At 47.1% G+C, this 26647-nt stretch carries 19 protein-coding genes; 8 read left to right on the top strand and 11 right to left on the bottom strand.

All coding sequences use genetic code 11. The features are described 5' to 3' along the window. Nucleotides 1-45 precede the first annotated feature (45 nt). Nucleotides 46-654, bottom strand: coding sequence for an arylesterase (locus Nant_RS04580; RefSeq protein ID WP_054340465.1), 609 nt, complete (start codon nt 652-654; stop codon nt 46-48). On the opposite strand from Nant_RS04580, the gene Nant_RS04575 reads away from it, so the two are divergent. Together Nant_RS04575 and Nant_RS04570 are read left to right on the top strand one after the other, a co-directional pair. Beyond that, nucleotides 653-1345 carry an ABC transporter ATP-binding protein gene (locus Nant_RS04575; RefSeq protein WP_054340464.1) on the top strand — a complete coding sequence of 231 codons (693 nt, stop codon included), beginning with the start codon at nt 653-655 and terminating at the stop codon, nt 1343-1345. The genes Nant_RS04580 and Nant_RS04575 overlap by 2 nt on opposite strands. Continuing rightward, the gene (locus tag Nant_RS04570; protein WP_054340463.1) at nt 1342-3843 is read left to right on the top strand and encodes an ABC transporter permease; all 2502 of its coding nucleotides are present in this window, start codon (nt 1342-1344) and stop codon (nt 3841-3843) included. Before Nant_RS04575 ends, Nant_RS04570 begins: the two co-directional genes overlap by 4 nt. A gap of 24 nt (nt 3844-3867) precedes the next feature. Here the strand turns inward: Nant_RS04570 and Nant_RS04565 are convergent, their stop codons facing one another. Then, the gene (locus tag Nant_RS04565; RefSeq protein ID WP_054340462.1) at nt 3868-6792 is read right to left on the bottom strand and encodes a DUF748 domain-containing protein; all 2925 of its coding nucleotides are present in this window, start codon (nt 6790-6792) and stop codon (nt 3868-3870) included. Nucleotides 6793-7145: 353 nt separating this feature from the next. Between Nant_RS04565 and Nant_RS21785 the strand changes: the two genes are divergently transcribed. Next, on the top strand, nt 7146-7271 hold the full coding sequence (locus Nant_RS21785) for a hypothetical protein (RefSeq protein WP_274378315.1): 126 nt from the start codon (nt 7146-7148) through the stop codon (nt 7269-7271). 136 nt (nt 7272-7407) lie between these two features. On the opposite strand, the gene rpiA is transcribed toward Nant_RS21785, so the two are convergent. After that, nucleotides 7408-8079 carry a ribose-5-phosphate isomerase RpiA gene (rpiA, locus tag Nant_RS04560; protein ID WP_054340461.1) on the bottom strand — a complete coding sequence of 224 codons (672 nt, stop codon included), beginning with the start codon at nt 8077-8079 and terminating at the stop codon, nt 7408-7410. A 172-nt stretch (nt 8080-8251) separates the two neighbouring features. Here rpiA and ilvA point away from each other — a divergent pair, with 172 nt between their 5' ends. After that, a complete protein-coding gene (gene ilvA, locus Nant_RS04555) occupies nt 8252-9769 on the top strand; it encodes a threonine ammonia-lyase, biosynthetic (RefSeq protein WP_054340460.1) in 1518 nt (505 codons plus the stop codon). A 45-nt stretch (nt 9770-9814) separates the two neighbouring features. Here ilvA and Nant_RS21500 read toward each other — a convergent pair whose 3' ends face one another. The 5 genes from Nant_RS21500 to Nant_RS04530 form a co-directional block, all read right to left on the bottom strand. Beyond that, nucleotides 9815-10813 (bottom strand): RluA family pseudouridine synthase, encoded by a 999-nt coding sequence (locus Nant_RS21500; RefSeq protein WP_076496048.1) that lies wholly within the window; start codon nt 10811-10813, stop codon nt 9815-9817. Between the two features lie 5 nt (nt 10814-10818). After that, nucleotides 10819-11319: a hypothetical protein gene (locus tag Nant_RS04545; RefSeq protein ID WP_054340459.1), complete on the bottom strand. Its 501-nt coding sequence runs from the start codon at nt 11317-11319 to the stop codon at nt 10819-10821. Nucleotides 11320-11472: 153 nt separating this feature from the next. Beyond that, the gene (locus Nant_RS04540; protein ID WP_054340458.1) at nt 11473-12870 is read right to left on the bottom strand and encodes a TRAP transporter large permease; all 1398 of its coding nucleotides are present in this window, start codon (nt 12868-12870) and stop codon (nt 11473-11475) included. Then, nucleotides 12867-13454, bottom strand: a complete 588-nt coding sequence (locus tag Nant_RS04535; protein WP_054340457.1) for a TRAP transporter small permease — start codon at nt 13452-13454, stop codon at nt 12867-12869. The genes Nant_RS04540 and Nant_RS04535 overlap by 4 nt, the downstream gene beginning before the upstream one ends. A 203-nt stretch (nt 13455-13657) precedes the next feature. Further along, complete coding sequence (locus tag Nant_RS04530; RefSeq protein ID WP_054340456.1) at nt 13658-14641, bottom strand: TRAP transporter substrate-binding protein; 984 nt, start codon at nt 14639-14641, stop codon at nt 13658-13660. A gap of 376 nt (nt 14642-15017) precedes the next feature. On the opposite strand from Nant_RS04530, the gene Nant_RS04525 reads away from it, so the two are divergent. Further along, nucleotides 15018-16631 carry a methyl-accepting chemotaxis protein gene (locus Nant_RS04525; protein ID WP_238377067.1) on the top strand — a complete coding sequence of 538 codons (1614 nt, stop codon included), beginning with the start codon at nt 15018-15020 and terminating at the stop codon, nt 16629-16631. A gap of 61 nt (nt 16632-16692) precedes the next feature. On the opposite strand, the gene Nant_RS04520 is transcribed toward Nant_RS04525, so the two are convergent. Beyond that, nucleotides 16693-18099, bottom strand: a complete 1407-nt coding sequence (locus Nant_RS04520; RefSeq protein ID WP_082400074.1) for a sigma-54-dependent transcriptional regulator — start codon at nt 18097-18099, stop codon at nt 16693-16695. Between the two features lie 22 nt (nt 18100-18121). Next, a complete protein-coding gene (locus Nant_RS04515; protein WP_238377066.1) occupies nt 18122-20377 on the bottom strand; it encodes an ATP-binding protein in 2256 nt (751 codons plus the stop codon). A 166-nt stretch (nt 20378-20543) separates the two neighbouring features. On the opposite strand from Nant_RS04515, the gene pyk reads away from it, so the two are divergent. The 3 genes from pyk (at nt 20544) to gshA (ending at nt 26126) form a co-directional block, all read left to right on the top strand. After that, on the top strand, nt 20544-21980 hold the full coding sequence (gene pyk / locus Nant_RS04510; protein WP_054340454.1) for a pyruvate kinase: 1437 nt from the start codon (nt 20544-20546) through the stop codon (nt 21978-21980). A gap of 93 nt (nt 21981-22073) precedes the next feature. Further along, a complete protein-coding gene (locus Nant_RS04505; protein ID WP_054340453.1) occupies nt 22074-24479 on the top strand; it encodes a Tex family protein in 2406 nt (801 codons plus the stop codon). An 81-nt stretch (nt 24480-24560) separates the two neighbouring features. Beyond that, entirely contained in the window at nt 24561-26126 is a 1566-nt protein-coding gene (gene gshA / locus Nant_RS04500) for a glutamate--cysteine ligase (RefSeq protein WP_054340452.1), read from the top strand. 23 nt (nt 26127-26149) lie between these two features. Here gshA and Nant_RS04495 read toward each other — a convergent pair whose 3' ends face one another. Further along, on the bottom strand, nt 26150-26554 hold the full coding sequence (locus Nant_RS04495) for a flagellar basal body-associated FliL family protein (RefSeq protein WP_054340451.1): 405 nt from the start codon (nt 26552-26554) through the stop codon (nt 26150-26152). Nucleotides 26555-26647 lie beyond the last annotated feature (93 nt).

The raw sequence follows: 26647 nt of genomic DNA, 5'->3' as shown, positions 1-26647 counted from the left end.
TAATATAAAAGAGAACAAGTACTTATCCTAACCATTGCGAACCACCTAGTCATCCAGCAGCGGTTGCAGGTAAGCCCATATATTTTCCAACAACATAGGCTGTGCCTTCGCATTAGGATGTAAACCGTCGGATTGCATGAGGTCTGCCTGCAGTGCAACACCCTCTAACAGGAACGGAACCCGACTGATTTTATGTTCAGTTGCCAGCATTTCGAAGAGCGTATAAAAACGCTCTGTATATGTAACCCCGTAGTTTGGCGGTAATTTGATACCCACCAGCAACGGTGTTGCATCGGCACCTTCACTCATCGCGATAAGCGTTGTGATGTTGCGTTCAATCAGATTCAGCGGCATGCCTCGCAGACCATCATTCGCCGCTAATTCAAGAACTATCCAGTCTGGCTGGTGTCTCTTTAATAACGCAGGCAAACGAGTAATACCGCCTTGGGTTGTTTCACCGCTGATACTGGCATTAATCACGCTAATATCGGCATAATCTTGTTTCAGGCGCGTTTCAAGCAATGCTACCCAGCCCTGCTCAGGACTAATACCATAGGCAGCTGATAAGCTATCTCCCAAAACCAGTACCGTTTTGGCAGATACGCTGCTACTCACAATAACGGACAGTAGTAATAATAAACGGAAAATTGCCATGTTTGATCAAACCTCTTTTGCTATTGAAGCACACCATCTCGCAAAAACCTTTTCAACTCAAGCAGGTATTATCCGTTTATTTAATGATTTATCGCTCACCATCCGACAAGGAGAGAGTGTCGCTATTATTGGCCAGTCCGGCGCAGGGAAATCTACGCTATTAAGTCTGCTGGCTGGTTTAGACACGCCATCGTCAGGATCAGTGAAGTTATCAGGGATTGATCTTAACCAGTTAAACGACACCGCCAGAGCCGCCTGGCGTGCTGCCCATCTGAGTTTTATTTTCCAGTCGTTTCATTTGCTGCCTGAATTGACCGCACTTGAAAATGTGCGTTTACCGCTGGATATCCGTGGTGACAAACAAGCAGAACAACTCGCCGCCAGACTTCTGGAGCAAGTAGGGTTAGCAAGCCGACAAACACATTATCCTGCACAGCTGTCGGGCGGAGAACAACAACGTGTTGCCATAGCCCGCGCCTTTGTAACACAACCCGCCATTTTATTTGCTGACGAACCCACCGGGAATTTAGATGCCGACACCGGAGAAAACATCATTACACAGCTTTTTGAGCTTAACGCACAACAAACCACCACGCTGGTATTAATCACCCACGATTCAGCACTGGCGGCACGCTGCGACCGACAATTCAGACTCGAACAAGGCATCCTGAATGAAGGATTGCTGTCATGATGACTAAGCTGGCCTTACGGCAATTAAAAACACAGTGGAGAAGGCCTGATGGCCGCGCTTTGCTGATGTCTATATTCTTGATGACCTGCCTAATTACATTGCTAAACCTAACGGGCGAGCGCTTACAAAAGAGCTTAGTTACACGAAGTGCCGAGATGATGGGTGCTGATTTAGTGCTCAATAGCGGCCGTCCGCTTAGCCCCGAATGGACAGCCAGAATTAAGCAGAGCGGTTTAACCACCACGCAAGTAACACAATTTTCCAGCATGGTTGAAGCCGGCGACGAGCTGCTACTCACGTCTATCCGAGCGGTTGATGAGCCTTATCCATTACAGGGCAAGATCGTTACCTCACCGGCTCAAAATAGAGAGACCTCACCTTCTCAGAATAAAAAGACCACAGAACCATCCGCGGCCCTGCCCTCAGCAGGCACAGTCTGGGCTGAAGCTACTGTGCTGGAGCGCCTGAAAATTAAGCGTGGCGACTCATTACAGATTGGCTACAGCACCTTTACTATAGAACGCATACTTATTAGCAGCCCGGATAGAGGCACAGGATTTCGCAGTTTTAATCCGCAAATCATTATGCGCAGTCAAGACCTGGCAGCTACCCGCGTTTTAGCCCCTGGTAGCCGCGTTCAATACCGCGTTTTATTTTCCGGACCAACAAAGCAAGTCACGGAGACTGAACAGGCATTCAGGCCACTGCTAAAAAGCTGGCAGCGGCTCTATGCCGCCAAAAGTGACCAGCCGACCAGCCGTAATGCGATGGACAACGCTGCACAATATCTGAAACTCAGCGCGTTATTTGCGCTGCTGCTCGGCTCATTCTCTATTTATCTGAGCCTGCGCCGCTTTAGTGCCGATCAACACAGGCGTACCGCCTTGCTGATGAGTTTAGGATTATCACGTAAACAACTCTTCCAGTTATTCAGCGCACAGCTGCTGGCCGGTTGGTTGCTGGCGGCTATTCCGGGCACCCTGCTAGGGCTGGGCTTACACCATGTAGTCATGTGGAAACTAGGTACATTATTGCCGCAACCCCTACCCCCCGTCGGCACGCTATCACTGCTCAGTAGTCCATTATTGGCCGGTGCTATTCTGATGATAGCGGGTCTTGCGACACTGCTGCCATTGGGTAATACCTCAGTGCTATCACTGATACGTAACGATACAAATCAGGCAAAGTCAGATAAACGCCTTTACTGGCTCACGCCTCTATTAGTCTTTTTGCTGATCGCGCTATTTGTAGATTCGATTACGTTAGCGTTGCTGTTAAGCATTAGCCTGCTGCTATGTGGCTGGGTCGCCGGATTGTGTGTACAGTTTCTAATTCACACGCTTAATCAATCACTTAAAACTAAAATCCGACTTTTCCCATTGCTCACTCTACGGATCAGACAGCAACGTCAATGGCACCGACTGCAAGGTGGCGTGTTAACGCTACTGCTAACATTGATGACGGTACTTTTCTTTGCCCGTCAGGACATGCTGGCACAGTGGCAAGGACAACTACCCGCCGACACGCCGAATCAGTTTGTTATCAACATTCAACCCTGGGAAAAACAATCCGTGACGCAATGGCTCGCGGATAAAGGTATCCCATCAACGCTCTACCCGATGATCCGAGGACGAATAGAGTCTCTTAACGGACAAGCCATCGCTACAGCATTCACACCAGAACAACGCCAGCACAATGCGCTGAACCGCGAACTAAACCTGACATGGGGCGACCAGATACCCACCCATAACACCTTAATAGAGGGACAGTGGAGCAATGAAGACCGGGCTATTTCAATCGAGAAATCGATGGCGGAGGAGTTGTCATTAACACTCGGAGATGAGCTTGGCTTTCGCGTTGGCAGCGACCTGTTCAGCGGTAAAATAACGAGTATCCGTGGCGTAGAATGGGCCTCGTTCCGACCAAATTTTTACGTTATATTTTCCCCCGGCGTGATTGATCAGCTACCCGCCACCTATATCACCAGTTTTAAAATCAATACTCAGCAAAAAGGAGCAAGCGCAGAACTTCTGCAAGCGTTCCCGACGTTAACCTTAATCGATATAGAGCAAGTATTACTGCAGGCGCAAGATCTGATCAACAAACTCAGTGACAGTGCTTCGCTGATTCTTTTATTAACGCTTTTAAGCGGATTAGTGCTCGTGATTACGACATTGCAGCAAGACTTAGCACAACGGCGCTTTGAGGTCGCGCTGCTTCGGACTCTCGGCGCATCAGCCAACCAGACACGCTCATTGGATCTGCTGGAGTATCTACTGATGGGACTTAGTTGCGGTGTAATGGCATGTGTTATGAGCGAGTCTTTACTCTTCATCATCTATAAAAGCCTGCTGAAACTAGATCCCCAATTTCATCTGTTACTCTGGATAACCCTACCCTTACTGGCAACGCTACTGTTTACACTAACAGGCCTGCTAACCCGCAAAGCATTAACGCTACCGGCCAGTTACCGCTTACTAAAAAGCAGTAACAGCTAACCCTGATTCAACTAAATATAAGGTTTAAAGTCCCAGAATAACCCCCGGTTTTAACTGATCATTTGTCAGATCTAAAACCGGGAAGCAGGAAAACAAACGGTTTTTAGGAACGTCTCTGTCCAACAGCATACGAGTAACCTGCTCGCCTCGGGCAGAAGCCAGTGTTTGCAAACGCTCCAGCATGAGCGCTTCCAGCTCCGCAGGAGGCAAGGGCTTGGCTTTTGCTTGGTTTTCTTTATCAAGCAACGGTAAGAGATGCGTTCTATCCTCTTTCACGGCGTTACCACAGACATTCAGACGCAAGCCTTTACGGGCTTTCATCATCTCACCTATTTTGCCCAGATAACCGCTCATATCAGCTGAAACAGTACTCGTGCCCACGTCGAAATTAACCGGTGCCAGCGTAATAAAAGCACCTGATTTATTAGCATCAATGGCAGTGCTGGCGAGCGAAATGAGAGCCCCATAAGGCTGTAGTGCTTTGGTCAGGAAACTAAACGCCGCTTTTTTCAAACCTTTGGTTGCCAGATTATTAATAATACTTTGATAGCCAAACTGCGGATCGTCCAACGAACCTTCTACGGGCAGGTCCAGCTTAATGTTGTCGCTACTGTCCTGTAGCACAGAGATCGCAGTTCCTAGCGGCATACTGAGCGTATTGTTAAATTCATCAGTGGCTTGGGTTTGTGCCGGCTGCACCTCAAGGCGATTCAATTTGATGCGATTCGTTCCTGCCAGCACGCCAGCCTTAAGTGTTCCGCTACTACTGAAATCCATCTGGCCACTTTGTAGAAAGTAGCCGACATATTTTCCGGCATAAGGACTCACCACAGGCAGTTCTGCATTTTTCAGATCAAGCTTCCATTCACCATTCTTGCCTCCCCCAAGCAAATTTATTTTTCCTGAAGCACTTAATTTTGCATGGGTATTGATAGAAGCCAACAAATTAAACGGACTTAATTCAGCTTTACCGGTATCAATTTTTTCGACTTTCAGCTCCTTGATATCAACAACTGATTTAAAGGCGGGATTAACGCTATGATCTTCAATGCTGATCAGATTTTTACCCGTCATCATCAACTGCTCTAAACGTGCGGTAAACGCCGCTTCTTTGCTGGCTCCCGTCGTTGTCGGCTTTGCTTTGGCTGGTTTTTCCGGCGGCGTGTTTACATCGAGTGTTGCCAATGCATCCGTGAGCCTATCAATTTCTTTTATTCCCTGTTTTTTAGTCACTGATACATAGGTTTGTGTATCTTTTACACGAACATCATTGATCACTAAACGGGTAAGATCGGTTAATAACAACCCTTTAAGCTGCACTTCACCGATAGTGCTCATCGGTTGCTGGCCTTGCTTATAATTGGTTTTCAATTCCGTAAAGGTTAGCTGCTCAGCACTGATTTTTTTCATTGAGTAAAACCCGTTAGTCAGCCCGAGAGAACCCAAATCAAGCAACTGCAATGGCTCTTTTAATATTGCCACGTTCAACGAAGACGCCTTAAGACTTATTTTTTCAACGGCTGGCTCGCTCACTGGCATATCAACCAACACGGCCGCCATTTCAGCAGAGCCCAATGCCACAGCAAGACGCCCATCTTGCGATAACTTCAACTGCTGCAGAACGATCGTCGGCGTAGCAGAGACGCCCCTCAACTCATTCCCTTGCCAGTTAATAGCCAACGCAGACGTAAGCGACAGCTGCTCCATAGCCAGATCTAGCTGCGCATTTTTCAGTACAGGCGCAGCGATATTAAGCTTTATCTGTGTATTCAACTGCTGTGGTAAACCGCCCTCAAAGCGCATATCCAGCGGGCCATTCTGCGTTATCTTACTGGCGTTAAACTGGAGTGTGTCAGATTGGGCTGTGTTCGATTCGCCGGCGTTAGAGAGAGGGTCAGACTGACGTAACTGCAGCCCTTTAATCGTTAAATTTTGCGGCCCTTTAACACCACTGATCTGCTGATCTTTGAAGACAAGATTCAGCGCGCCTTTCCAGTTTAGCTGAGATATTAACAACGCCAACTGTGAACCCTGCTCCAATTTAATATCACGGGATTGAAGGCTGCCATCAATAGATACTGTCTGTAACGCGCCATCATTCAACACAACGTCACCTTTACCTGACCATTCCAGATGCGGGTCGGCTACCGCTATCTGGGCACCCTGCCAAGCAAAACCATCAAGACTCACGCTACCAGAATGCGACAACATTCCTGATGATCCGGTCAGATCCAGTATGATTTCAAGATTCGTGGTTAAACTTCCTGTTAACTGAGGAACCCACGGCTTAAGGATGCTTTGTAATGGAAAATGATCGAGCACTAGCCTGATAGTCGAAGTTTTATTCTCAGGCAAGGGTACAGCATCGGTATTCAGCGTTATGCGGGAGCCATTCAACACACCGTCCAAGGTCAATTGCGTTGATGCTTGTTCATCCCACTGATACAGGGAACTTAGCCCTGCATTATCAATAACTAACTTCTGTTTATGCTGCGGTATATCCAACGTCCAGGTGATGTTTTGCAAACTTACATTGGCAATACCGACTCGCCATTCCGATGCCTGGGTAGCAGGCTCGGCGATTTCTGTATCCGCCTTAAACTGGGATAAGTTAACAGGCCCCAGCCAGAGATCATCTCCTTGTTGATATATGCCACTGGTGACATCAGAGAGAAGAACTTGATTAATTAAAATGCGTTTTTCAAATAGCGAAGGGTAATCTAATGTCACTTTTACGTGGCCGACCCGCATAGGAGGCGCGCCGACAGAATCAGCCTGCAGTCGCAGCAGTTCAACAGTCCCGCTTAGCCAATGTATATCGACTTTTTCAAAAGAAGCATGTTCAGCGCCGTGGCCTTTGAGCCACATAACTACCTGATCTCGAATCACGTAAGGTAGTGAATACACCCCTAAAGCAACCAGCAAAAAAATCGACAACACAAATTTCATACATTACCTCTATACACACATTCTAAATATTCAATTGTAACTTCGACAAGCACATCACTGGCCAACAATGAATAAGAGAAGGCCAAGACTAATAGATAATAAGCTTACACTGCTTTTCTCGTTTATGAGCTTAATACTTAATTCATCCAGCCATAAAATCGCTAAAAAGAGAGACATAAACGATACATAAACCCAGCCGGTTAAAACCAAAGTATCATTACAATAGTAGTGGTTATTCCAAAAAGCTATATAAACCCTTTGTTTACTGTTAGAATTCACTGCAAAAAAAACAACTTAAAAAAGAAAGTCCGATATAAGTTCTATGCAAATTTTAAATTATTAGGGTGAATTCCATGGCTCATCATGATGAGAAGTTTAGTGACAATTCCGGTTATGGCTGGATAGTAATCAATCTGGTTGCTTTAGTATGGGTGACTATGCCAGTGAGCATTGTGCTGATAAAAGTAGTGCAGTGGTAATAGGCTGCTTATCGCTAAATAGCCTATTAATTGATGTAAAAAAGCCGCTTAACTAAGCGGCTTTTTTATGTCTGAGGCACAGTGGATCAACTGTGTAGTTAAGTAGGACTTCAGATAATAAGTCAGCGCTGCAATATCAGTGCTTAATAGTCTGCACACCGTCCGGCGTAGCCATCAAAATCACATCAGCACCGCGTTGTGCAAATAATCCATTGGTTACCACGCCAACAATATTATTCAGAATGCCTTCCAACCCTTTCGGGTCCAGAATAGACAGATCATGAACATCCAGAATTTCATTACCATTGTCAGTAATAAAACCTGAACGATAGACCGGCATACCATCCAGCTTTACCAGTTCACGAGCAACATAAGAGCGCGCCATCGGAACCACTTCAACCGGTAACGGGAAATCACCCAGCACATCAACCTGCTTACTGGCATCCACGATACAGACGAACTCTTTAGCGACAGCGGCAACAATTTTCTCACGGGTTAACGCACCACCACCGCCTTTCACTACATTCAGGCGGGCATCAAACTCATCCGCGCCATCCACATAGACTTCCAGTTCGTTGACAGCATTGAGATCATACACCGTAATACCATGACCTTTTAAACGCTCGGCTGTCGCTTCTGAACTGGCAACGGCACCATCAAATAAATGCTTGATTTTGGCCAGTTCATCGATGAAAAAGTTTGCTGTAGAGCCGGTACCGACACCCACAATCGTTTCACGCCCTAAGCGTGGGCGAATGTAATCAACAGCCGCCTGGGCTACGGCTAACTTCATTTCATCTTGTGTCATGCTATTTCACATCTCATTTATGAAGAATTTGTGTGAATTATACGCAGCATTGGCCTTCGCTTGTAGACGAAAAGCATTACAACTTGTAGGATTTCCTGCTCTTCTTGTGAAATCATTCAGGATTGACTGATAAACAAGCCATTCGCTCTACTCTGTTGATTGTACTTTTATTATGGCTCACCGATACATCAAAAGAATTCTCGAAGCGCGTGTCTATGACGTCGCGGTCGAAACCCCGCTGGATGAAGCCAGAGGACTGTCTGAACGCCTGCATAACCGGGTTTTACTGAAACGCGAAGACTTGCAACCCGTCTTCTCTTTTAAGATTCGCGGCGCGTTTAACAAAATGCGTCAGCTCTCAGAAAAACAGCTTGCCTGCGGCGTGATTGCTGCCTCCGCAGGCAATCACGCTCAGGGGCTGGCCATGGCGGCCAGGCACCTTGGCGTGAAAGCAACCATTGTTATGCCAAAAACCACACCTGAACTGAAGGTTAATAACGTACGTCGGCTAGGCGGTAAGGTTATTTTGCATGGCGATACGTTTGACGAAGCGTCAGCGCATGCACTCAAACTAGTGGCAGAAAAGGGTATGACCTATGTCCACCCCTTTGATGACCCTGATGTTATCGCGGGCCAGGGTACTGTAGCCATGGAACTGCTGCGTCAGGAATCCGGTCCGATTGACGCCATCTTTGTTCCGGTGGGTGGCGGCGGATTGATTGCGGGTATCGCCGCCTATGTTAAATATTTACGACCTGAAACCAAAGTTATCGGCGTTGAGTCGGAAGATTCCGCTTGCCTGGCCGCCGCGATGAAAGCCGGTAAACGCGTTACTTTATCGCAGGTCGGCATTTTTGCAGACGGTGTTGCTGTCGCACAAATTGGTAAAAACACCTTCGAAATTTGTCGTGAATATGTCGATGAAGTTATCACTATCACCACTGACGAGATATGCGCCGCGATCAAGGATATCTACGACGATACCCGCTCGATTTGCGAACCCGCTGGCGCATTAGGCGTAGCGGGGCTGAAAAAATATGTCGCACGTGAGCAGTGTGAAGCGAAAACGCTGATCGCTATTGATTCAGGCGCGAACGTCAATTTTGATCGCTTACGTCACATCGCCGAGCGTTCAGAACTGGGGGAAAAACGGGAAGCTATCATTGCCGCGAAGATTCCTGAAAAACCCGGTAGTTTTAAGAAATTCATTGCTGCGCTCGGTAAGCGCAATATTACAGAATTTAACTACCGCTATAGCGATGATAAGCTCGCGGTTGTCTTTGCCGGTATACAGATTCAACAGAATAACGGCGGCAAGGAAGAACTGCTCGAAGAGCTGCGTGGACATCTGGAAGAGGTGGTTGATCTGACGGATGATGAAACGGCAAAACTGCATGTGCGCTATATGGTAGGTGGGCATGCGCCAGCGTCAGTCTCCAATGAAGTGGTCTATCGCTTTGAATTTCCTGAACGCCCTGGCGCATTGATGAAATTTCTCAGCACACTCGGTGGCCGCTGGAACATCTCTATGTTCCATTATCGCAACCACGGAGCGGCCTATGGACGGGTATTGGTCGGGATGCAAGTACCGGAAGCAGAGAGAGGACAGGTAAAAGAGTTCCTGCATGAGATCGGCTATAACTTCTGGGAAGAAACGAACAATCCGGCTTATAAACTGTTTTTGGGATAAACCCCAAGTTCACCCTGAGTATGCGAGAAAGAATAAAAGCCGCTGTTAACCCAGCGGTTTTTTTATGCCTGACGAGTCGTTTATTCCCACTCTTATTACCGGGCTGGATTCAACAGCACTTGCCAGTAGCTGATCATCCAACTCAAGCAGTACCGATTCCAGCAGATGATGCTCTGATCCTAATACGGCCATATCATCCGCCGTCAACGGCTGCTCCAGCCGTTTCAGATAAAAGTAACCATCGTGTGAATAAATCTTATCGCCGATAATCGGGTGACCCAGATGCGCCAAATGTGCTCGGATCTGATGTTTTCTGCCGGTAAAAAGCGTGCATTCGATTAGTGCTCTATCGATTTTTCTCGCTAACACCCGAAAGGTTGTTTTACTGTATTTGGGTTTAGAATAGCAGGCGGCACTGTTGCGCTCGACCACATACATCTGACTACGAATAGCGCTATCAATTTTCTCCGACAGCTCGCACTCAAAGATCAACTGATCCCATGTCGGATGACCGTCAACCCAGGCATGATAAACCTTGCTGCGCACCAGTTTATGAAAATCCTTTTTCCATTTTTTGTCGGCATTTTGGTCCTTCGCGATCAACAGGACACCTGAGGTTTCAGTGTCCATACGATGTAACAGCCGGGCATCAGCATAGGCGGTTTCACGTCGAACCAGAGAGATTAGGGTGTTGTAAAGGTTACGGGTCGTGCGGCTAACCGGCAGCAATGCCGGTTTATAGACTTGCATCAGCTCATTGTCTTGCCAGATAATCCGCCAGTTGGCGTCAACAGATGCTTCCTGATGGCCCGGGAGGTTAAGTGTTACCCGCTGCCCGATAGAAAGCGATTGATCCGGCTGGGCGACAAGGCCATCAACTTCAATCCGGCCTTTTTCAAAAGAGAGCGGCAGCTGTTGAACATCACGTTCAACAAGCCGGAAGGATAAAAATTCAGTAATCGTGGCGGCGCGCTCAGAGAACACCGTAAAGATAAGGCAAAAGCCCTGGCCTGAATCGCTATTCTCAGCGTGAGAAAGGCACACCTTCCTCAAGGCATCTCTGGAGAGTAGGCAAAATTCTTGCCGAAGAACGCCCGCAGTGTAAACAACACTAGAGAGGCCAACCCCCATATCAATCCGGTCACAACACCGAGATCAACAATACCACGCCACGGCTGCTCCAGCTGATGAACAAGCAGTATCATCGCGATAATCCCCAGCGTCAGGCTGTAAGTAATAATCATGCGTTTGCGCGCAATAGAAAAGAAACCCATACAAAACAGTGGCGCTAAAAACAACCTGAAAGGCGTTATATTTTCAGAAAGGAACAAAATACGTGCCGCAACACGCGGGGACCATGCCTGTTGAAAGCCGCGATAGCCTTCAGCAAAGCCCATAAACAGGATACAAGCCACCATCGCCAACCAATGGTGCCATTGCAGCGTGTAGTCAAACGTGTTCCAGCCGATCGCGCCCAGGCGATAAATCGCACTGCCCAATAACATCCCGATACCGGTGATGCCCCACAAAACAGCAATATACCTTAACACGTTCGTATCTCTTCCCAATTCAACTATGTGAGCTTTGTATTGTACTCAACTCTGGCAGAGACTAAACAAAAAAAACCGCCCCATAAGGGCGGCCAAGTGCACATCTTCTCACTAAAACTGAATTAGATTTTCATCTTTAAGCCCGGCAACCTGCTAGTAGCCGTTTAATTTATCAATATACTCCGGCAGAAACAGCGATATCTGCGGTACATAAGTGATCAACATCAGGAAGCCTAATAACAAACATAACCACGGCAGACACGCTTTAATTACCCAAATCATATTCTGGCCGGTAATACCTGCCGTCACGAAGAGGTTCAGCCCCACCGGCGGCGTTAGCATCCCAATCTCCATGTTAACTACCATGATGATACCCAGATGGATCGGATCGATTCCCAGCTTCATCGCAATAGGGAACAGAATAGGCGCCATAATCAGTATGATCGCTGATGGCTCCATAAAGTTACCCGCAATCAGCAGTAAGATATTTACCACAATCAGGAAGCCCCATGCTGGCAAGCCCCAGGCAATAATAGACTCTGCAATCGTATGCGGAATACGTTCTGTCGTCAGCACGTGGGCGAACAACATCGCATTGGCAATAATGAACAGCAACATCAAAGATACTTTTGACGCATCCAGAATCACTTTACGCACTTCAGGATCGGCAAAGGACTTAGGAATCGCCATCAACATTTGAGCGGTGTTACGTGCGGCAGCAGAGGCAAAGTTTTCACCACCCTTCTGCCAGGGAACGCCTTTCATCGGGCCGATATCACGATAACCAACCACCGCAATAAAGTAACCATACACAGCAGCAACAGCGGCCGCTTCTGTCGGTGATGCCACCCCACCATAAATAGAACCCAACACGATGAAGATCAGCATCATGCCACCTAAGGCAATCACACCTGAGCGCGCCAGCTTTCTAAAACCCGGGAATGGCTGAGAAGGCAGTCCTTTGATACGCGCGACAATGTAAATCGCGATCATCAGGATAAGACCCATCATCAGGCCGGGAATAAACCCTGCCATAAACATACGCGAAGCCGACACTTCAGTTGCCGCTGCATAAACAAGCATGACGATTGAAGGAGGAATCAGGATGCCTAAAGTACCGGCGTTAGCAATAACGCCCGCCGCAAAAGACTGTGGATAACCCGAACGCACCATACCGGCGATACAGATAGTTCCAATCGCCGCTACTGTTGCAGGCGAAGAGCCTGAAACCGCCGCAAATAGCATACAGGCCATAACTGACGCCATCGCCAGACCACCTTTAATGTGGCCTACGGTATCAACGGCAAAGTTGATCAGACGCTTGGCCACACCACCGGTCGACAGGAAAGCCGATGACAATACAAAGAACGGAATCGCTAATAGCGTGTAGTGTTCTGAAGTTGCCTCAAATAATTTAAGCGAAACAGACGCCAGTGAATCATTTGAAAACATCAAAATGGTCGTTATTGACGATAAGCCGAGTGCGATAGCAATGGGCATGCCGATAAACATACAGAAAAACAAGGTGATAAAAAGAACCGCGATAGTCATGATTTATCTCCCTTATTCTGATGAGTATTATTACTATCCTGGTCACCCAGTGCGGTTTCTTTCAGCTCATTAGCAATGGACATTGACTCTTTTGCTTCATCCGCAAAATGAAAGCCCTCCGCTTCGCCAATCATAACTTTCCAGCCAAGCTGTAAGAAACGAATAATCAACAACACAAAGCCGATAACCAATATGCTCATCGGAATCCACTTAGGAATGGGAATATCTGCCATCTCAATGCCGATCATTTTCATCTTGCTCAGGTAGATCCAAGAGCCATAGACGAACAGGCCGCAGTAAATCAGGCAGAGCGCGATAGCTAATAAGGTGAAAAACCGGTGAGTATTAGCGGGTAACATTTTGACGAAGACATCTACGCCAATATGTGCACCGACTTTTACCCCATAAGAGGCACCGAACAGCACAAACCAGGCGGCCATTAGCAGCGTGGCTTCCTGTGCCCAGTGAATACCGGAGTTGAAGCCGAAACGGGCCACCACTTCAACGAACACCAGTAAGGTCATTGAAACCAGAAGCAGAGATATAAATCCCTCCTCCAGGTGCGAAACCACTTTTTTAATCATCACAGTCCCCATCTACAGACATCGATTATTTTTATCTTGATATAACATTTACAGGACAACTCAACTCACGCAGCTCACCAGTACGAAGACAGCAGCACAGGAGAAGCTCTCGGCTAAACACTATCGTTTTCACATGATTTTTAAAGCTATACGCTGAGTAAAACAGACGAGCCAGGAAGGCCCGTCTTTATCGCAAGACGATCTTACTTATTAGAGGCTTGTGCCGCCTCAATAAGGTCAGCACCGATCTCTGCTTCAAACTGTTTCCAAACGGGTTTCATCGCATCAACCCACTGCTGACGCTCAGCATCGGTCAAAGTAATCACCTCAGAACGCTTAGAATCAACAATTTGCTGCTTATCTTCATTAGCTTTTTCAGCAGCAATGCCATTACCGTATGCAATCGCATCATCCAACGCTTTTTTCAGTTCAATACGCAGATCATCATCCAAAGACATCCAGAACTCAGCAGAGGTCACAACCAGATAATCCAACACGCCATGGTTAGATTCCGTGATGAATGGCTGAACTTCGAAGAATTTTTTAGAATAGATGTTAGACCAGGTGTTTTCCTGACCATCGATCGCCTTTGTCTGTAGCAGTGTAAACACTTCAGAGAATGGTTTTTTCAGTGGTACGGCATCCACGGCTTCAAACTGCGCCTGAAGTACGTCCGACGTCATAATCCGGAATTTTCTGCCCGCAGCGTCTGCCGGTACTTTTATCGGGTTACTCGCAGATAACTGCTTCATGCCGTTATGTAAATAACCTAAACCAACCAGACCTTTCGACTCCAGAGAGCTTAATAGCCCCTGACCATCAGGGCCCTGCTGAAAACGCTCAACAGCTTCCATATCTTTAAACAGGAAAGGCAGATCGTAGATTTGTAGTTGTTTGGTGTATTGCTGGAATTTTGACAATGATGGCGCAGCTAACTGCACGTCACCCAGCAACATGGCTTCCAGCACTTTATTATCGCCGAATAACTGAGAGCTAGGAAAAACATCAACTTCAACACGACCAGCAAGGCGTTCAGCGACCAGTTCTTTAAACTTGATCGCCATCTGACCCTTGGGAGTATTCTCAGCAACGACATGAGAAAATTTAATTTCGACGGGCGAGGCTACGGCGGCTTGAGCACCGAATGCCAACGCTAGCGTAGTTACAGCGGCTGTCAGTAAACGCATTGTGTATCTCCTGTTTTTGGATTTATTCTGATTGTTTCGCGTTTGTTGCCCGCGCCTATTTAATAAAAAATATAACGCTGACATCTAATACTAACAAAGCAAATACAGGGCCAACTTTTTTTTCTAAATCAAAAACAATAAGTTATAATAAACATCACTTACTACTACCATAACAATATGGCGTATTTCCACCCATCCTTTAACCCCTAAATAGGCGGAAATCCACACATCTATTTTGAGGAGATGATACGAACCAAGACAAATTCAGATATTCATTGATGTAAGTTCAGGACAAAAGACTCAAGATCCCCTACAGTTTGCCGATGTTAAGCTAACATTAATGGGATTAAATCCTTTTCAAAATGCAGGAGTTGGTGTGACTATACATAAAGGGATATCCATTCAAACGAAAGTAAACCTCTCTTTGATTGCCGTTTTCACTATTGTTCTGATCAGCAGTCTAACAGCCATATTCAAAAGCCAAACGGGACTGATTGATGAAGTCGCTCGTAAAACGACATTAACAACTGCTGACTCTTACTTTGATAGCATCAATATGCTGATGATTAGTGGTGCTATGGCTAACCGTTCTACTCTGCAACAAAAAATCACTACCAACGAAGAGTTAATCGAAGCGCGTATTATTCGAGGCAAGGCCGTAACAGCCGTTTATGGTCCGGGCTCAGCAGACTCCGGCATACAGGATGATTTTGACCGCCGCGCAATGAAGGGCGAGCATATCATCGAAGAGATTAATGACGATAAAGGCCATCGCCTCGTCGTAGTCACCCCGATGAAAGCATTAAGTAGCTACAAAGGTACCAATTGCTTATTGTGCCACCAGGTCCCAGAAGGCCAGATTCTTGGCGCGGTACGCGTGACTTACTCATTTGAAAATCTGGATGCGGCGGTATTCAGCAATATTACTGCTGTCGCTTTGGTTGAACTGATCTTATTTATCGGCGGCATTATTATAATCAGTTTATTATTACGTCGTCTGGTCGTCACGCCTATCAACCGGCTCAGCCAAACTATTAATACCATTGAAAAAGACGCCAATCTCAACCTGCGAATTGAAGTGACGTCGAACGACGAAATAGGTCAGATGTCGACCGCTTTCAATTCCATGCTGAATCACTTCCACGATAGTTTAAAACAAGTCAGCAACACCATATTGAAGCTCGGCACGTCGAGTCTCCAAATCAATGATATCGCCAATATGGCATCACAAGCCGTGCATAACCAACAGATTCAGACCAGCTCTGTTGCCTCTGCTATGGAACAAATGGGAGCCGCTACTCAAAGTGTCGCGACTAATGCAGAGCACACAGTCGCAGCTTCAGATCTGGCGCTCCAAGAAACTACCAACAGCACAAAAATCACTCAAGAAGCACTACATGCCATTGAAGCATTGAAAGAAAATATTTCTCAGGCAACACACGTCATTCAGCAACTTAATGACCAAAGCCAGAATGTCGGCACGGTACTGGAAGTGATTCAGAAAATTGCAGGACAGACCAACTTACTGGCCTTAAACGCCGCCATAGAAGCCGCGCGTGCCGGGGAACAAGGACGAGGCTTTGCGGTAGTGGCCGACGAAGTCAGAACACTGGCTAGTCGTACGCATCACTCTACAGAAGAGATCAATACTATTATTAATCGCCTGCAGAAGGATGCCGAAGGCGCAGTTAGTGTCATGGAAGGCGCGATGTTAAGCGCAGAAAAAGGGGTGGTAAGCGTTCAAAAAACCTCGGATGCCTTGGTTAATATCGCTGAAGAAGTACGTATCATCAATGATATGAACCATCAGGTTGCCAGTGCTATTAAAGAGCAATCCATGATGGCAGATAGTGTTGAAAGCAGCGTGCAGGATATTAGTCAAAGCGCGAGCCGTACAGCAGACCGCGCTACGCAGCTCACATCAGTATCTTCTGAATTGGGTTCACTGGCAACGCAGCTTGAGTCATTGGTGAACCGATTTAAGCTCTGATAAAAGCCGTAACATATAAACTAAAAAGGCCTCACTAAGAGGCCTTTTTTATGTGTTTTTCTCACGCCTTGTAATCGTTTTTATCCAGATCATATTTTCTCATTTTATCGTATAGCGTCTTGCGCGGCAGCCCGAGACTGTCCAATGTATCTTTGATAGAACCACCATGTCTGGATAATTCAGTTTGTAGCAGTATTTTTTCAAAGCGCTCCACCTGCTCAGGCAGTGTCATTTTACCCGTCACAGAACTGTCAGTAATCGGCCGGTTATCAAAATCAAAGGTGCAACTTTCACCCAGCAATACATATCGCTCTGCTAAATTGCGTAGCTCTCTGACATTACCCGGCCAATCATGCGTCATCAGACTGTGCATCCGTTCCATATTCAGCGGCAAAACTTCTCTGTTGTATTGAGCAGAGGCCAAAATTGAAAAATGCTGAAAAAGCATAGGTACATCATCCAAACGATTCCTCAGCGGAGGCACGTCTACCCGCACAACATTTAAACGGTAATAGAGATCTTCACGAAAAGCGCCACGTTCGGCCTGTTCTTTCAAATCCATTTTACTGGCGGCAATGACCCGTATATTCAAAGGTATCAGCTCATTGGAACCCAGCCGCTCTATGGTGCGCTCTTCTAACACCCGCAGCAGCTTTACCTGCAACGCCAGCGGCATGCTTTCAATCTCATCAAGAAACAAGGTACCGCCATTCGCATGCTCAAATTTACCGATACGCTTGGCTTTAGCATCGGTAAAAGCGCCCTTCTCATGGCCGAACAGTTCGCTTTCTATCAGACTTTCGGGTACGGCACCGCAGTTAATCGCAACGAAATTTTTATCCCGTCGGCCACTATGCTCATGAATATAACGCGCTATCAAATCTTTACCGGCACCCGTCTCGGCAAGTATCAGAATATCAGCCGGCGTATCGGCTACCGTATTAACTAAGCGGCGTAACTGCGTAACCGCCGGCGTATTACCAATAATACGAGGACCCGGCGCATTTTGCGCGTCCAGCTCCTGACGCAATCTCCGATTCTCGATGGTTAACGCACGTTTATCCATCGCCCGGCGCACGATATCCACCAGCAGATCAGTCGAGAAAGGCTTCTCAATAAAGTCATAAGCACCATTACGCATGGCGCTGACTGCCATTGAAATATCACCATGTCCTGTGATCAGAATAACCGGCAAATCAGGATCAATCACATGCGCGCGCTGCATCAACTCCAAACCATCAATGCCCGGCATATTAATATCGGTAACCAACACACCGCCCCACTCACCGCTAATATGCCCGAGCGCTTTTTCAGCATTCGACAGAGCCAAGACACTATAACCGGCCAGTTCCAGAGTCTGCCCGGCAGAGAGCCGGATATGTTTTTCATCATCAACAAGAAGCACCGCATTATTTTGATGCAGATTGTTTTGCGACAAAGTGCTTTGATTCAGATCCAGAGACTGCATACGTTATCCCGCTATATGGTTGTCAGTTTTTGATTAAAGTCGCGCGCGCAGTGTCAGCAGGCAGCGCTAATTTAAATAAGGCGCCGCCTTCAGAATGGTTGGAAACGCTTAATTCTCCACCCAGACTATCAATAATACGATAGGAAATAGATAATCCCAGACCCAACCCCTGACCCGCTTTTTTTGTCGTATAGAAAGGTTCGAATACCCGCCCCAGCTCTTCGTCAGGAATGCCCGGGCCATAATCACGCACGTCAAGAACCTGTTTAGTGTCATGATAGGTCAGCGTAATATCAATACGTTTGTCAGGTAATGACTCCATGGCTTGTATAGCATTCCCAATCAGATTCACCATCACCTGCTCAATACGTACGATATCGCCCAGAACAAAGCAGGACTCCAGCCGTGGAGGCCAGCTAATCACGACCTTTTCACGGCTCAAGCGTCCATACATAATAGACATTGCGCCATCCCTGACTGATTTCATACATACGGACTCTGCCTGGCCGCTGGTTTTACGAGAGAACTCTTTTAAAGGATGAATGATCTTCGCCATGCGCTCAGTCAACTGACTGATCTCAGAAAGGTTTTGTTCAACCGGCTCTAAGCGATCCATTTTCAGAAATTGTCTGGCATTATCAGCATACGCCCGGATCGCCGTCAGTGGCTGATTGAGTTCATGATTGATACCCGCAGACATTTGGCCCAATACGGCTAGTTTTGCCGTTTGAATCAATTCATTCTGGGTGTTTTGATGAAGCTCTATCTCATCTCTGAGCTTCACATTCGCACAGGTCAGGTCAAGCGTACGCTCACGTACCCGGGATTCCAGTTCTGTCTGAGCTTTTTGCAGTGCCAATTCATATTCTTTACGTTGAGTAATATCATGAATAGTCACAATAAAGCGCAACCCATCTTCTCTTGGCATTTTACCGATGGTAATTTCAATCGGAAAACAAGTACCATTCTGGCGCTTGCCAGATGCTTCAATCATCAAATCAGATCCCGGCTCTTTAGCCATCGTCGTTATATGCTGCCAACATACTGTACGATCGGCCTCCACCAAAAACACACTGAAATGCTGACGTTTTACATCCTCTTCACGATACCCGAATAGTTTTTCAGCGGTGCGATTAAATGACTCAACCAGCCCACCCATATCCAGCGTAACCAGTCCGGCGTGGGTATTATCAATAATGTCCCGGATTCTAGCTTCATTTTTCTCCAACGACGCTAACTCACGCCGCTTGAACCGGGTTCTTTCTTTAACAATCCGACGCCTTGAAAGTACCACCATTATCAGTAAAATCACCGCGATATAAATGAATGCCGCCAGCATGATGGCATTCAATACCTGCCGATGTACCGGCTTCATACTGGCCAGTATAGAGACAGTAAAACCGGCATCATTCACCGTCGTGCTCTGTAGCAGATACTCACCCGTACGAGCACCATCCAATGCGGAATTACGAATAACCTTGCCGTCTACCAATGTAATCAACTGGCTACCGTCATCGCGCTGTTGACGCTTAATAATTTGCAGAGATGTTAGGGGATAATCACCATAGCGCAAACTTTTATAGATACGCTGCACGTCTGTCTCACTCAAAGGGGTCAGCGTATGGAACTTCCAGTCTTCACGTGTCGAAATGAAAATAACCCCATCTTCATCACTCACCAACAGATCAGTGGTGGCATCATTCCAATCTTTCTCGATCTCATTAAGATCAATTTTCACGATCACTGCACCGATAATTTGCCCACGATGCGCCACCGGATAAGAGAAAAAATAACCGCGTTTTTTAGAGGTGGTACCCAAGGCAAAATAACGCCCTGAACGTCCCTCAATCGCATCCTGGAAATACGGTCTGAAGCTGAAATCCCGACCCACAAACGATGCATCCTCACTCCAGTTACTGGCAGCAATAGCAACACCCTTCGCATTCATCAAGTAGGTGTCGGATGCGCCGATCACATCATTTACCTGCTCCAGATAAAGACTCGCCCTCATTTTGGCGTCGTTGCTCGGATCATATAGTAAGGTATTAGTTAGCTCTGAATGCGTTGAGAGTAAACGAGGTAAATCTTTATAACGATCCAGCTTCTGCTGCAAACTCAGCAGATAGCGATTCATATCAGCCTGCGCTCTCTGTTGCATATTTTGCATCGCCTGCTGACGACTCAGCAGCGCAACCTGAGTCAGCAAAATAATAAAGATAAGCACCAACACTATAGTGGTTAACGGACGATAAGATGAAAAATACCTTGCCAGAATCACGCCCCTTCAAATAATTTAATATAAAAATACACAGATCTTAGTATGAAGTAGAAATTATCTGCTGCTATGATTCTATAACAAACATCTTATTTTCACACGAACAGAAGGATCGAGTGGTGCTCTCTGGATTGTCTCCTCTCTTAAACACAGTTAACTGAGAACTCTTATGCTGAAACGTACTAAAATTGTAGCTACTTTAGGACCTGCAACAGACCGACCCGGTGTGCTGGAAGAGTTAATTCGTTCAGGCGTTAACGTGGTACGTTTAAACTTCTCCCACGGAACTGCAGATGACCACCGACGACGAGCGCAAGAAGTGCAGGCTACCGCCCGCCGTATTGGCAAAATAGTCGCTGTGATGGGCGACCTGCAAGGACCTAAAATTCGGATTACTAAATTCAAAACCGACCGCATCGAACTAAAAAAAGGTGATAAATTCACACTTGATGGAGAACTATCAAGTACTGACGGGGATCAATATCAAGTAGGCCTGGATTATAAAGAATTGCCCAAAGACTGTGTTCCCGGCGATATTTTACTGCTGGATGATGGCCGCATGCAGCTAAAAGTACTTAACGTCATTGGATCCCGCGTCGAAACAGAAGTACTGCTCAACGGTCCACTGTCTAATAACAAAGGCATCAACAAACAAGGCGGCGGATTGTCAGCCGCAGCACTCACGGCTAAAGATAAGCGTGACATTCTGGTGGTCGCAGAACTCGATATGGATTACGTTGCAGTGTCGTTTCCGCGCTCCGCCGCCGATATTGATGAGGCCAGAGCACTGTTACTGGCAGCAGGCAGCCGTGCAGAAATTATTGCTAAAATTGAACGCGCCGAAGCAGTAGCAGACAATGATGTGCTGGATAAGCTGATTCTGGCCAGCGATAGCGTCATGGTGGCGCGGGGTGATTTAGGTGTCGAGATTGGCGATGCTGAGTTGATTGGCGTACAAAAACACATTATCAATCGCGCCCGCGAATTAAGCCGTACCGTCATTACAGCAACACAAATGATGGAAACCATGATCAAAAGTTCGATGCCGACACGAGCAGAAGTCTTTGATGTGGCAAATGCCATTCTGGATGGTACTGATGCCGTCATGCTCTCTGCAGAAACAGCGGCGGGGGATTTTCCGGTGGAAGTGGTTAAGTCCATGACCGAAATCTGTCAGGGTGCAGAACGCCATCAGTCGGCTCGCCCGGCAACAACCAACATCACCCAGCGAGGCGACCGTATCGATGAAACCATTGCCCGCTCTGCGATGTACACGGCCAATCATCTGGTCGGTATCAAAGCTATTATCTGCCTGACAGAGTCGGGGTCGACGCCGCGCTGGATGTCTCGTATTCGTTCAGGCTTACCTATTTACGCCCTTACCCGTCATGACCGTACCATGCGTCGTATGGCCCTGTACCGAGGCGTTGAAGCGATGCACTTTGATGCTACCAGTATCCCTGAGGCACGCTTAAATGATGAAATAATGGCCGGTTTAAAAGCGAAAGATCTGCTCAACAGTGGCGATCTCATCATTCTCACACGTGGCGCTAAACTGGGCGAGCACGGCGGAACAAACTCAATGCAGGTACTACAAGTTCCCTAAGCGCCGGGCAATCCACTATTTTATGATCGGAGGCTATTCGCCTCCCTTTTTACTGGCGTATATTTGAATGCTATTCTGATGAGCATTTTCTAAATGTCGCGCTCACCCAGTCGCCTTGAACCGGATAGGCCTTATGAACGGGATATACCTCATGAATTGGATAGCCTTATGAATCTCGCTGCACAAATTGCTCAGGAATTGGGTGTTCGCCCACAACAGGTCTCTGCCACTATTACCCTGCTGGATGAAGGTGCGACGGTGCCTTTCATTGCCCGTTACCGTAAAGAAGTCACCGGTGCACTGGACGATATCCAATTACGCCAATTGGCCCTGCGCGTAGATTACCTCCGAGATCTGGAAAGTCGTAGAAAGACGATACTGCAAAGTATTCAGGAACAGGGAAAATTAACACCCGAACTAACGACAGCTATCACCACCGCTGAGACAAAAGTACGTCTCGAAGATTTGTACCTGCCTTATCGTCCTAAACGCCGCAGTAAAGCTCAGGCCGCGCGGGAAGCAGGGCTTGAGCCTCTGGCGCTACAACTACTCAATACACCCTGTGATCCTATGCAGGCCGCCAGCCATTATATTAATCCGGATAAAGAAGTTCCTGATCAAGAAAGTGCATTGGCGGGGGCACAGCAAATTTTAATAGAGCAGTTCTCTGAACAAGCCGACCTATTGGACAAATTACGCAAATGGCTCTGGGGCAATAGTATTGCCACCGTTGCCGTAGCGCGCGGTAAAGCCACGGATGACAGTAAATTTCGCGATTACTACGACCATAGAGAGCCTCTCCGAAAAATGCCATCACATCGGGCTTTAGCTATGTTCCGGGGAAACAAAGCGGGTGAATTGAAAATATCCCTGCTGCCCGAAGCAACCATGCAAAACGAACCCGTACAGATTATTGCACACCATACCCGCATCCCTACCGGTAACAGTAGTCGTGAACGCTGGTTACAAAACTGTGTTGCGCAGACATGGACACAGAAACTCCATAAACAAATCGAAACGGATCTGCTGAAGCGCTTACGTGAGGAAGCAGAAAGCGAAGCGATTAAGGTGTTTGCACGTAACCTCAAAGATCTGTTGCTCGCGGCACCCGCCGGGCAAAAAATCACCCTGGGGCTGGACCCTGGACTACGCACCGGCACCAAAGCTGCCGTGGTTGATGCTACTGGGAAATTACTGGATCACTGCACCCTATACCCGCATGCGCCGCATAAGCGCTGGGATGAATCGCTCAGTACGCTGGCAAAGCTGGTCGCCAAACACGACGTCTCATTAATCAGTATCGGTAATGGTACCGCTTCAAGAGAAACGGAACAGCTGATTAAAGATCTTGGCACACGCCATCCTGAGCTAAATTTCAGCGCCGTTATCGTCAGCGAAGCAGGCGCCTCTGTGTATTCAGCGTCGGAACTGGCCAGCCATGAGTTCCCCGATCTGGATGTCACTATTCGCGGCGCCGTATCAATCGCCCGACGCTTGCAGGACCCCCTGGCGGAACTGGTTAAAATAGATCCTAAAGCGATTGGTGTTGGCCAGTATCAGCACGATGTCGATCAAAAATCGCTGGCAGCTTCATTGGAAAACGTGGTCGAAGACGGTGTCAACCATGTGGGCGTCGACCTGAATACCGCCTCCTGCGAATTACTGGCTAAAGTCGCCGGACTCAATAAAAAAACCGCGCAAAACATTATCGATTACCGTGACAAGCAAGGCCGCTTCGGCGATCGTAAACAGCTTCTCAAAGTCCCCAGGCTCGGCGCTAAAGCCTTCGAGCAGTGTGCCGCTTTTCTGCGCATCCGCGAAGGACAACAGCCATTGGATAACTCTGCCGTACACCCTGAAGCCTATGCACTGGTCGACAGCATGGCCAGCACGTTGCACTGTAAAGCAGCCGAACTGATCGGTAATAGCGCGCTGATTAAAACCCTCACCTCACATCAATTTGTGTCGCAGCACTATGGTGAATATACAGTGCGCGATGTCATCGCCGAACTTGAAAAGCCAGGCAGAGATCCACGTCCGGAGTTCAAAACAGCACAATTTGCGGCCGGAGTAGAAACGCTGAAAGATCTACATATCGATATGCAACTGGAAGGGGTTGTGACCAATGTCACCAACTTTGGCGCTTTTATCGATATCGGCGTACATCAAGACGGCCTGGTGCACATCTCGCAACTCGCGGATCAATTTGTAAAAGACCCACACAGCGTTGTTAAAACCGGTGATATTGTGCAGGTCCGCGTGACCGACGTTGATGAAGCCAGACGTCGCATTGCTCTCTCTATGAAAAGCCAGCCTATGAAAAGCGCAATACAAAGCACTCACAAGAGACCGATGGAAAACCAAGACAGATCAGCCTCAGAAAAATCCAGCAAGCCTCATATGACAGCAACCACAACACGAGCCAAAGTACCCCATGAAAAGCCCTTACTAAATAGCCTTACAGCAGGATTAAAAGCGGCGGGATTTAAAGTTAAATAATGCAACGCACTGTTTCTGTGCTTTAATCCGGCGACTCTGGTTATAATGTCTGCCATTTTATCATCCAAGAAGGGCTAGGCTTTGGCATCCGTTCTGAAAAAACAGCTTGAACAATTGCTTTCTACCGGCAACCACACATACTTAAAGGGTGTGCTGCACGGTATCGAAAAAGAAGGTTTACGTGTTGATCGCACAGGCGAACTGTCTCAGTCAGATCACCCTATAGGGCTTGGATCAGCACTGACCAACGGTACGATTACGACCGATTATTCTGAATCGCTACTGGAATTTATCACGCCTGTTTTTGAAAAGCCGGAGGACGCTTTAAGCCATCTTGAGAACTTACATCGCTTCAGTTACCAGCACTTAGATGAAGAACTGATATGGGGAGGCAGCATGCCTTGCCATATTAAGAACGAAGCCGCTGTACCTATCGCGCACTTCGGCACCTCTAATGTCGGTCAGCTAAAGCATATTTATCGGGTGGGTCTTGAGCATCGTTACGGTAAAATGATGCAAACTATTGCCGGTATTCATTATAACTTTTCGTTACCTGATGACTTTTGGCGTGCCTTACAGACATTGCAGAAAAATACCGATTCATTGCAGTCTTTCCGTTCAGCCTCGTATTTCAGACTAATACGCAATTTTCGCCGTAATTCCTGGCTGTTGCTCTACCTGTTTGGCGCGTCTCCAGCGTTGTGTGATTCTTTTCTTAAAGGAAAGAAACATCAACTTGAAACGCTACACGAGCATACCCTTTATCTGCCTTATGCTACGTCGTTACGTATGAGTGATTTGGGTTACTCAAATAAAGCCCAAGCGTCATTGAGCATCTGTTTTAATCACCTTAATACCTATATCAGTTCATTACATAGAGCGATCCATACATCTTATGCTGCCTATGAAGCCATAGGCACTAAAGTAGATGGCCAGTATAAACAACTCAACACCAGCATTCTGCAGATTGAGAACGAATATTACAGCGATATACGCCCTAAACGGGTTGCCCAGCCCGGCGAAAAACCTCTGCATGCATTGCACCAGAGGGGCGTTGAATATATCGAAGTACGTAATACCGATATCAACCCATTTTTACCGATCGGCATGGATATTCAGCAAGCCAAATTTTTGGATGCTTTTCTGATTAGCTGCCTGTTAATGAGCGATGATGAAATCGGCATTACTGAATGCGACATGATTAGCGATAATTTAGAAAAAGTTGTGACCCGAGGCCGCGAACCAGGCCTGACACTGGAAACACTGGACGGCCCTGTTTCACTGATTGAGGCAGGTAACAACATACTTGCACAAGTACAGATGACAGCCGTAATGCTGGATACCCTGCATCAGGGCGCCGATTATCAGAATGCGGTCACAGCACAGCACAGCAAACTGGACGACGTCTCCCTAACGCCCTCTGCACAAGTATTAAGCGCTCTCAAAGAAAGCGGCTTAAATCATACAGAATGGTTGCTGCAGAAGAGTGCGGAGCATAAACAAACGTTCAATCAGTCAACCCTGCCTGAAGATATACAGAAGGATTTCACACAGCAAGCGCAGGCATCACTGGCAGAACAAAATGCAATCGAAGCCAGCGACACACTCGACTTCGATCAATACCTGGCAGCTTACTTAGCTAGCTGAGCATTGTTAGCAGCCTGTAGGGCTTACTGAATAACAAAGCTGGTAAAGAAGAGGTCGGTGACCATCGCCTCACCTTCCTCTTCTATTAGTAGCTTCTGAATAAGCGCTAAGCCTTTCTTTGCCAGAATTTTCTGCGCTTCAACCGTTTCTAAATCTGCTTCCGTCTGCGCACTAAACAGAAAGACTAAATCATTCCTGACATTTGCCATATGGTGATTAATCGCATAGCTGGTATCTTCTGAACTCACCTGAATAGTCACTTCACATTTAAGGAAACGCACTTTTCCCTCACCACCAAAATTGGTAATAAAAGGCTTGAGCTCAACATAACCGACGTACTCTGCAGCAGCCGGCGCTTCTTCTTCCGCTGCCCACACGGCAGGTAACCACAAACTTAATAAAACAATCGCGAAAAAACGTAGTAGCATAACCTGAAGGCTCCCGTTGAGATAAATCAATGTCAGGTAAGTATAACCGCCTATTTTGACTACACCAGAGATTGATCTCTCTTGCACCTGAAA

Origin of the sequence: Neptunomonas antarctica (assembly GCF_001305295.1) — a bacterium.
Classification (GTDB): Bacteria; Pseudomonadota; Gammaproteobacteria; order Pseudomonadales; family Balneatricaceae; genus Neptunomonas; species Neptunomonas antarctica.
This window is presented reverse-complemented; position numbering and strand designations above follow the sequence as displayed.

Excerpts from the sequence above, each read along its gene's own strand:
- rpiA (WP_054340461.1), bottom strand. The coding sequence starts at position 8,079 with ATGACACAAGATGAAATGAAGTTAGCCGTAGCCCAGGCGGCTGTTGAT.
- pyk (WP_054340454.1), top strand. The coding sequence starts at position 20,544 with ATGCTGAAACGTACTAAAATTGTAGCTACTTTAGGACCTGCAACAGAC.
- Nant_RS04520 (WP_082400074.1), bottom strand. The coding sequence starts at position 18,099 with ATGCAGTCTCTGGATCTGAATCAAAGCACTTTGTCGCAAAACAATCTG.
- Nant_RS04540 (WP_054340458.1), bottom strand. The coding sequence starts at position 12,870 with ATGACTATCGCGGTTCTTTTTATCACCTTGTTTTTCTGTATGTTTATC.
- Nant_RS04530 (WP_054340456.1), bottom strand. The coding sequence starts at position 14,641 with ATGCGTTTACTGACAGCCGCTGTAACTACGCTAGCGTTGGCATTCGGT.
- ilvA (WP_054340460.1), top strand. The coding sequence starts at position 8,252 with ATGGCTCACCGATACATCAAAAGAATTCTCGAAGCGCGTGTCTATGAC.
- Nant_RS04580 (WP_054340465.1), bottom strand. The coding sequence starts at position 654 with ATGGCAATTTTCCGTTTATTATTACTACTGTCCGTTATTGTGAGTAGC.
- Nant_RS04505 (WP_054340453.1), top strand. The coding sequence starts at position 22,074 with ATGTCGCGCTCACCCAGTCGCCTTGAACCGGATAGGCCTTATGAACGG.
- Nant_RS04570 (WP_054340463.1), top strand. The coding sequence starts at position 1,342 with ATGATGACTAAGCTGGCCTTACGGCAATTAAAAACACAGTGGAGAAGG.
- Nant_RS04575 (WP_054340464.1), top strand. The coding sequence starts at position 653 with ATGTTTGATCAAACCTCTTTTGCTATTGAAGCACACCATCTCGCAAAA.
- Nant_RS04535 (WP_054340457.1), bottom strand. The coding sequence starts at position 13,454 with ATGATTAAAAAAGTGGTTTCGCACCTGGAGGAGGGATTTATATCTCTG.
- Nant_RS04565 (WP_054340462.1), bottom strand. The coding sequence starts at position 6,792 with ATGAAATTTGTGTTGTCGATTTTTTTGCTGGTTGCTTTAGGGGTGTAT.
- Nant_RS21785 (WP_274378315.1), top strand. The coding sequence starts at position 7,146 with ATGGCTCATCATGATGAGAAGTTTAGTGACAATTCCGGTTATGGCTGG.
- Nant_RS04495 (WP_054340451.1), bottom strand. The coding sequence starts at position 26,554 with ATGCTACTACGTTTTTTCGCGATTGTTTTATTAAGTTTGTGGTTACCT.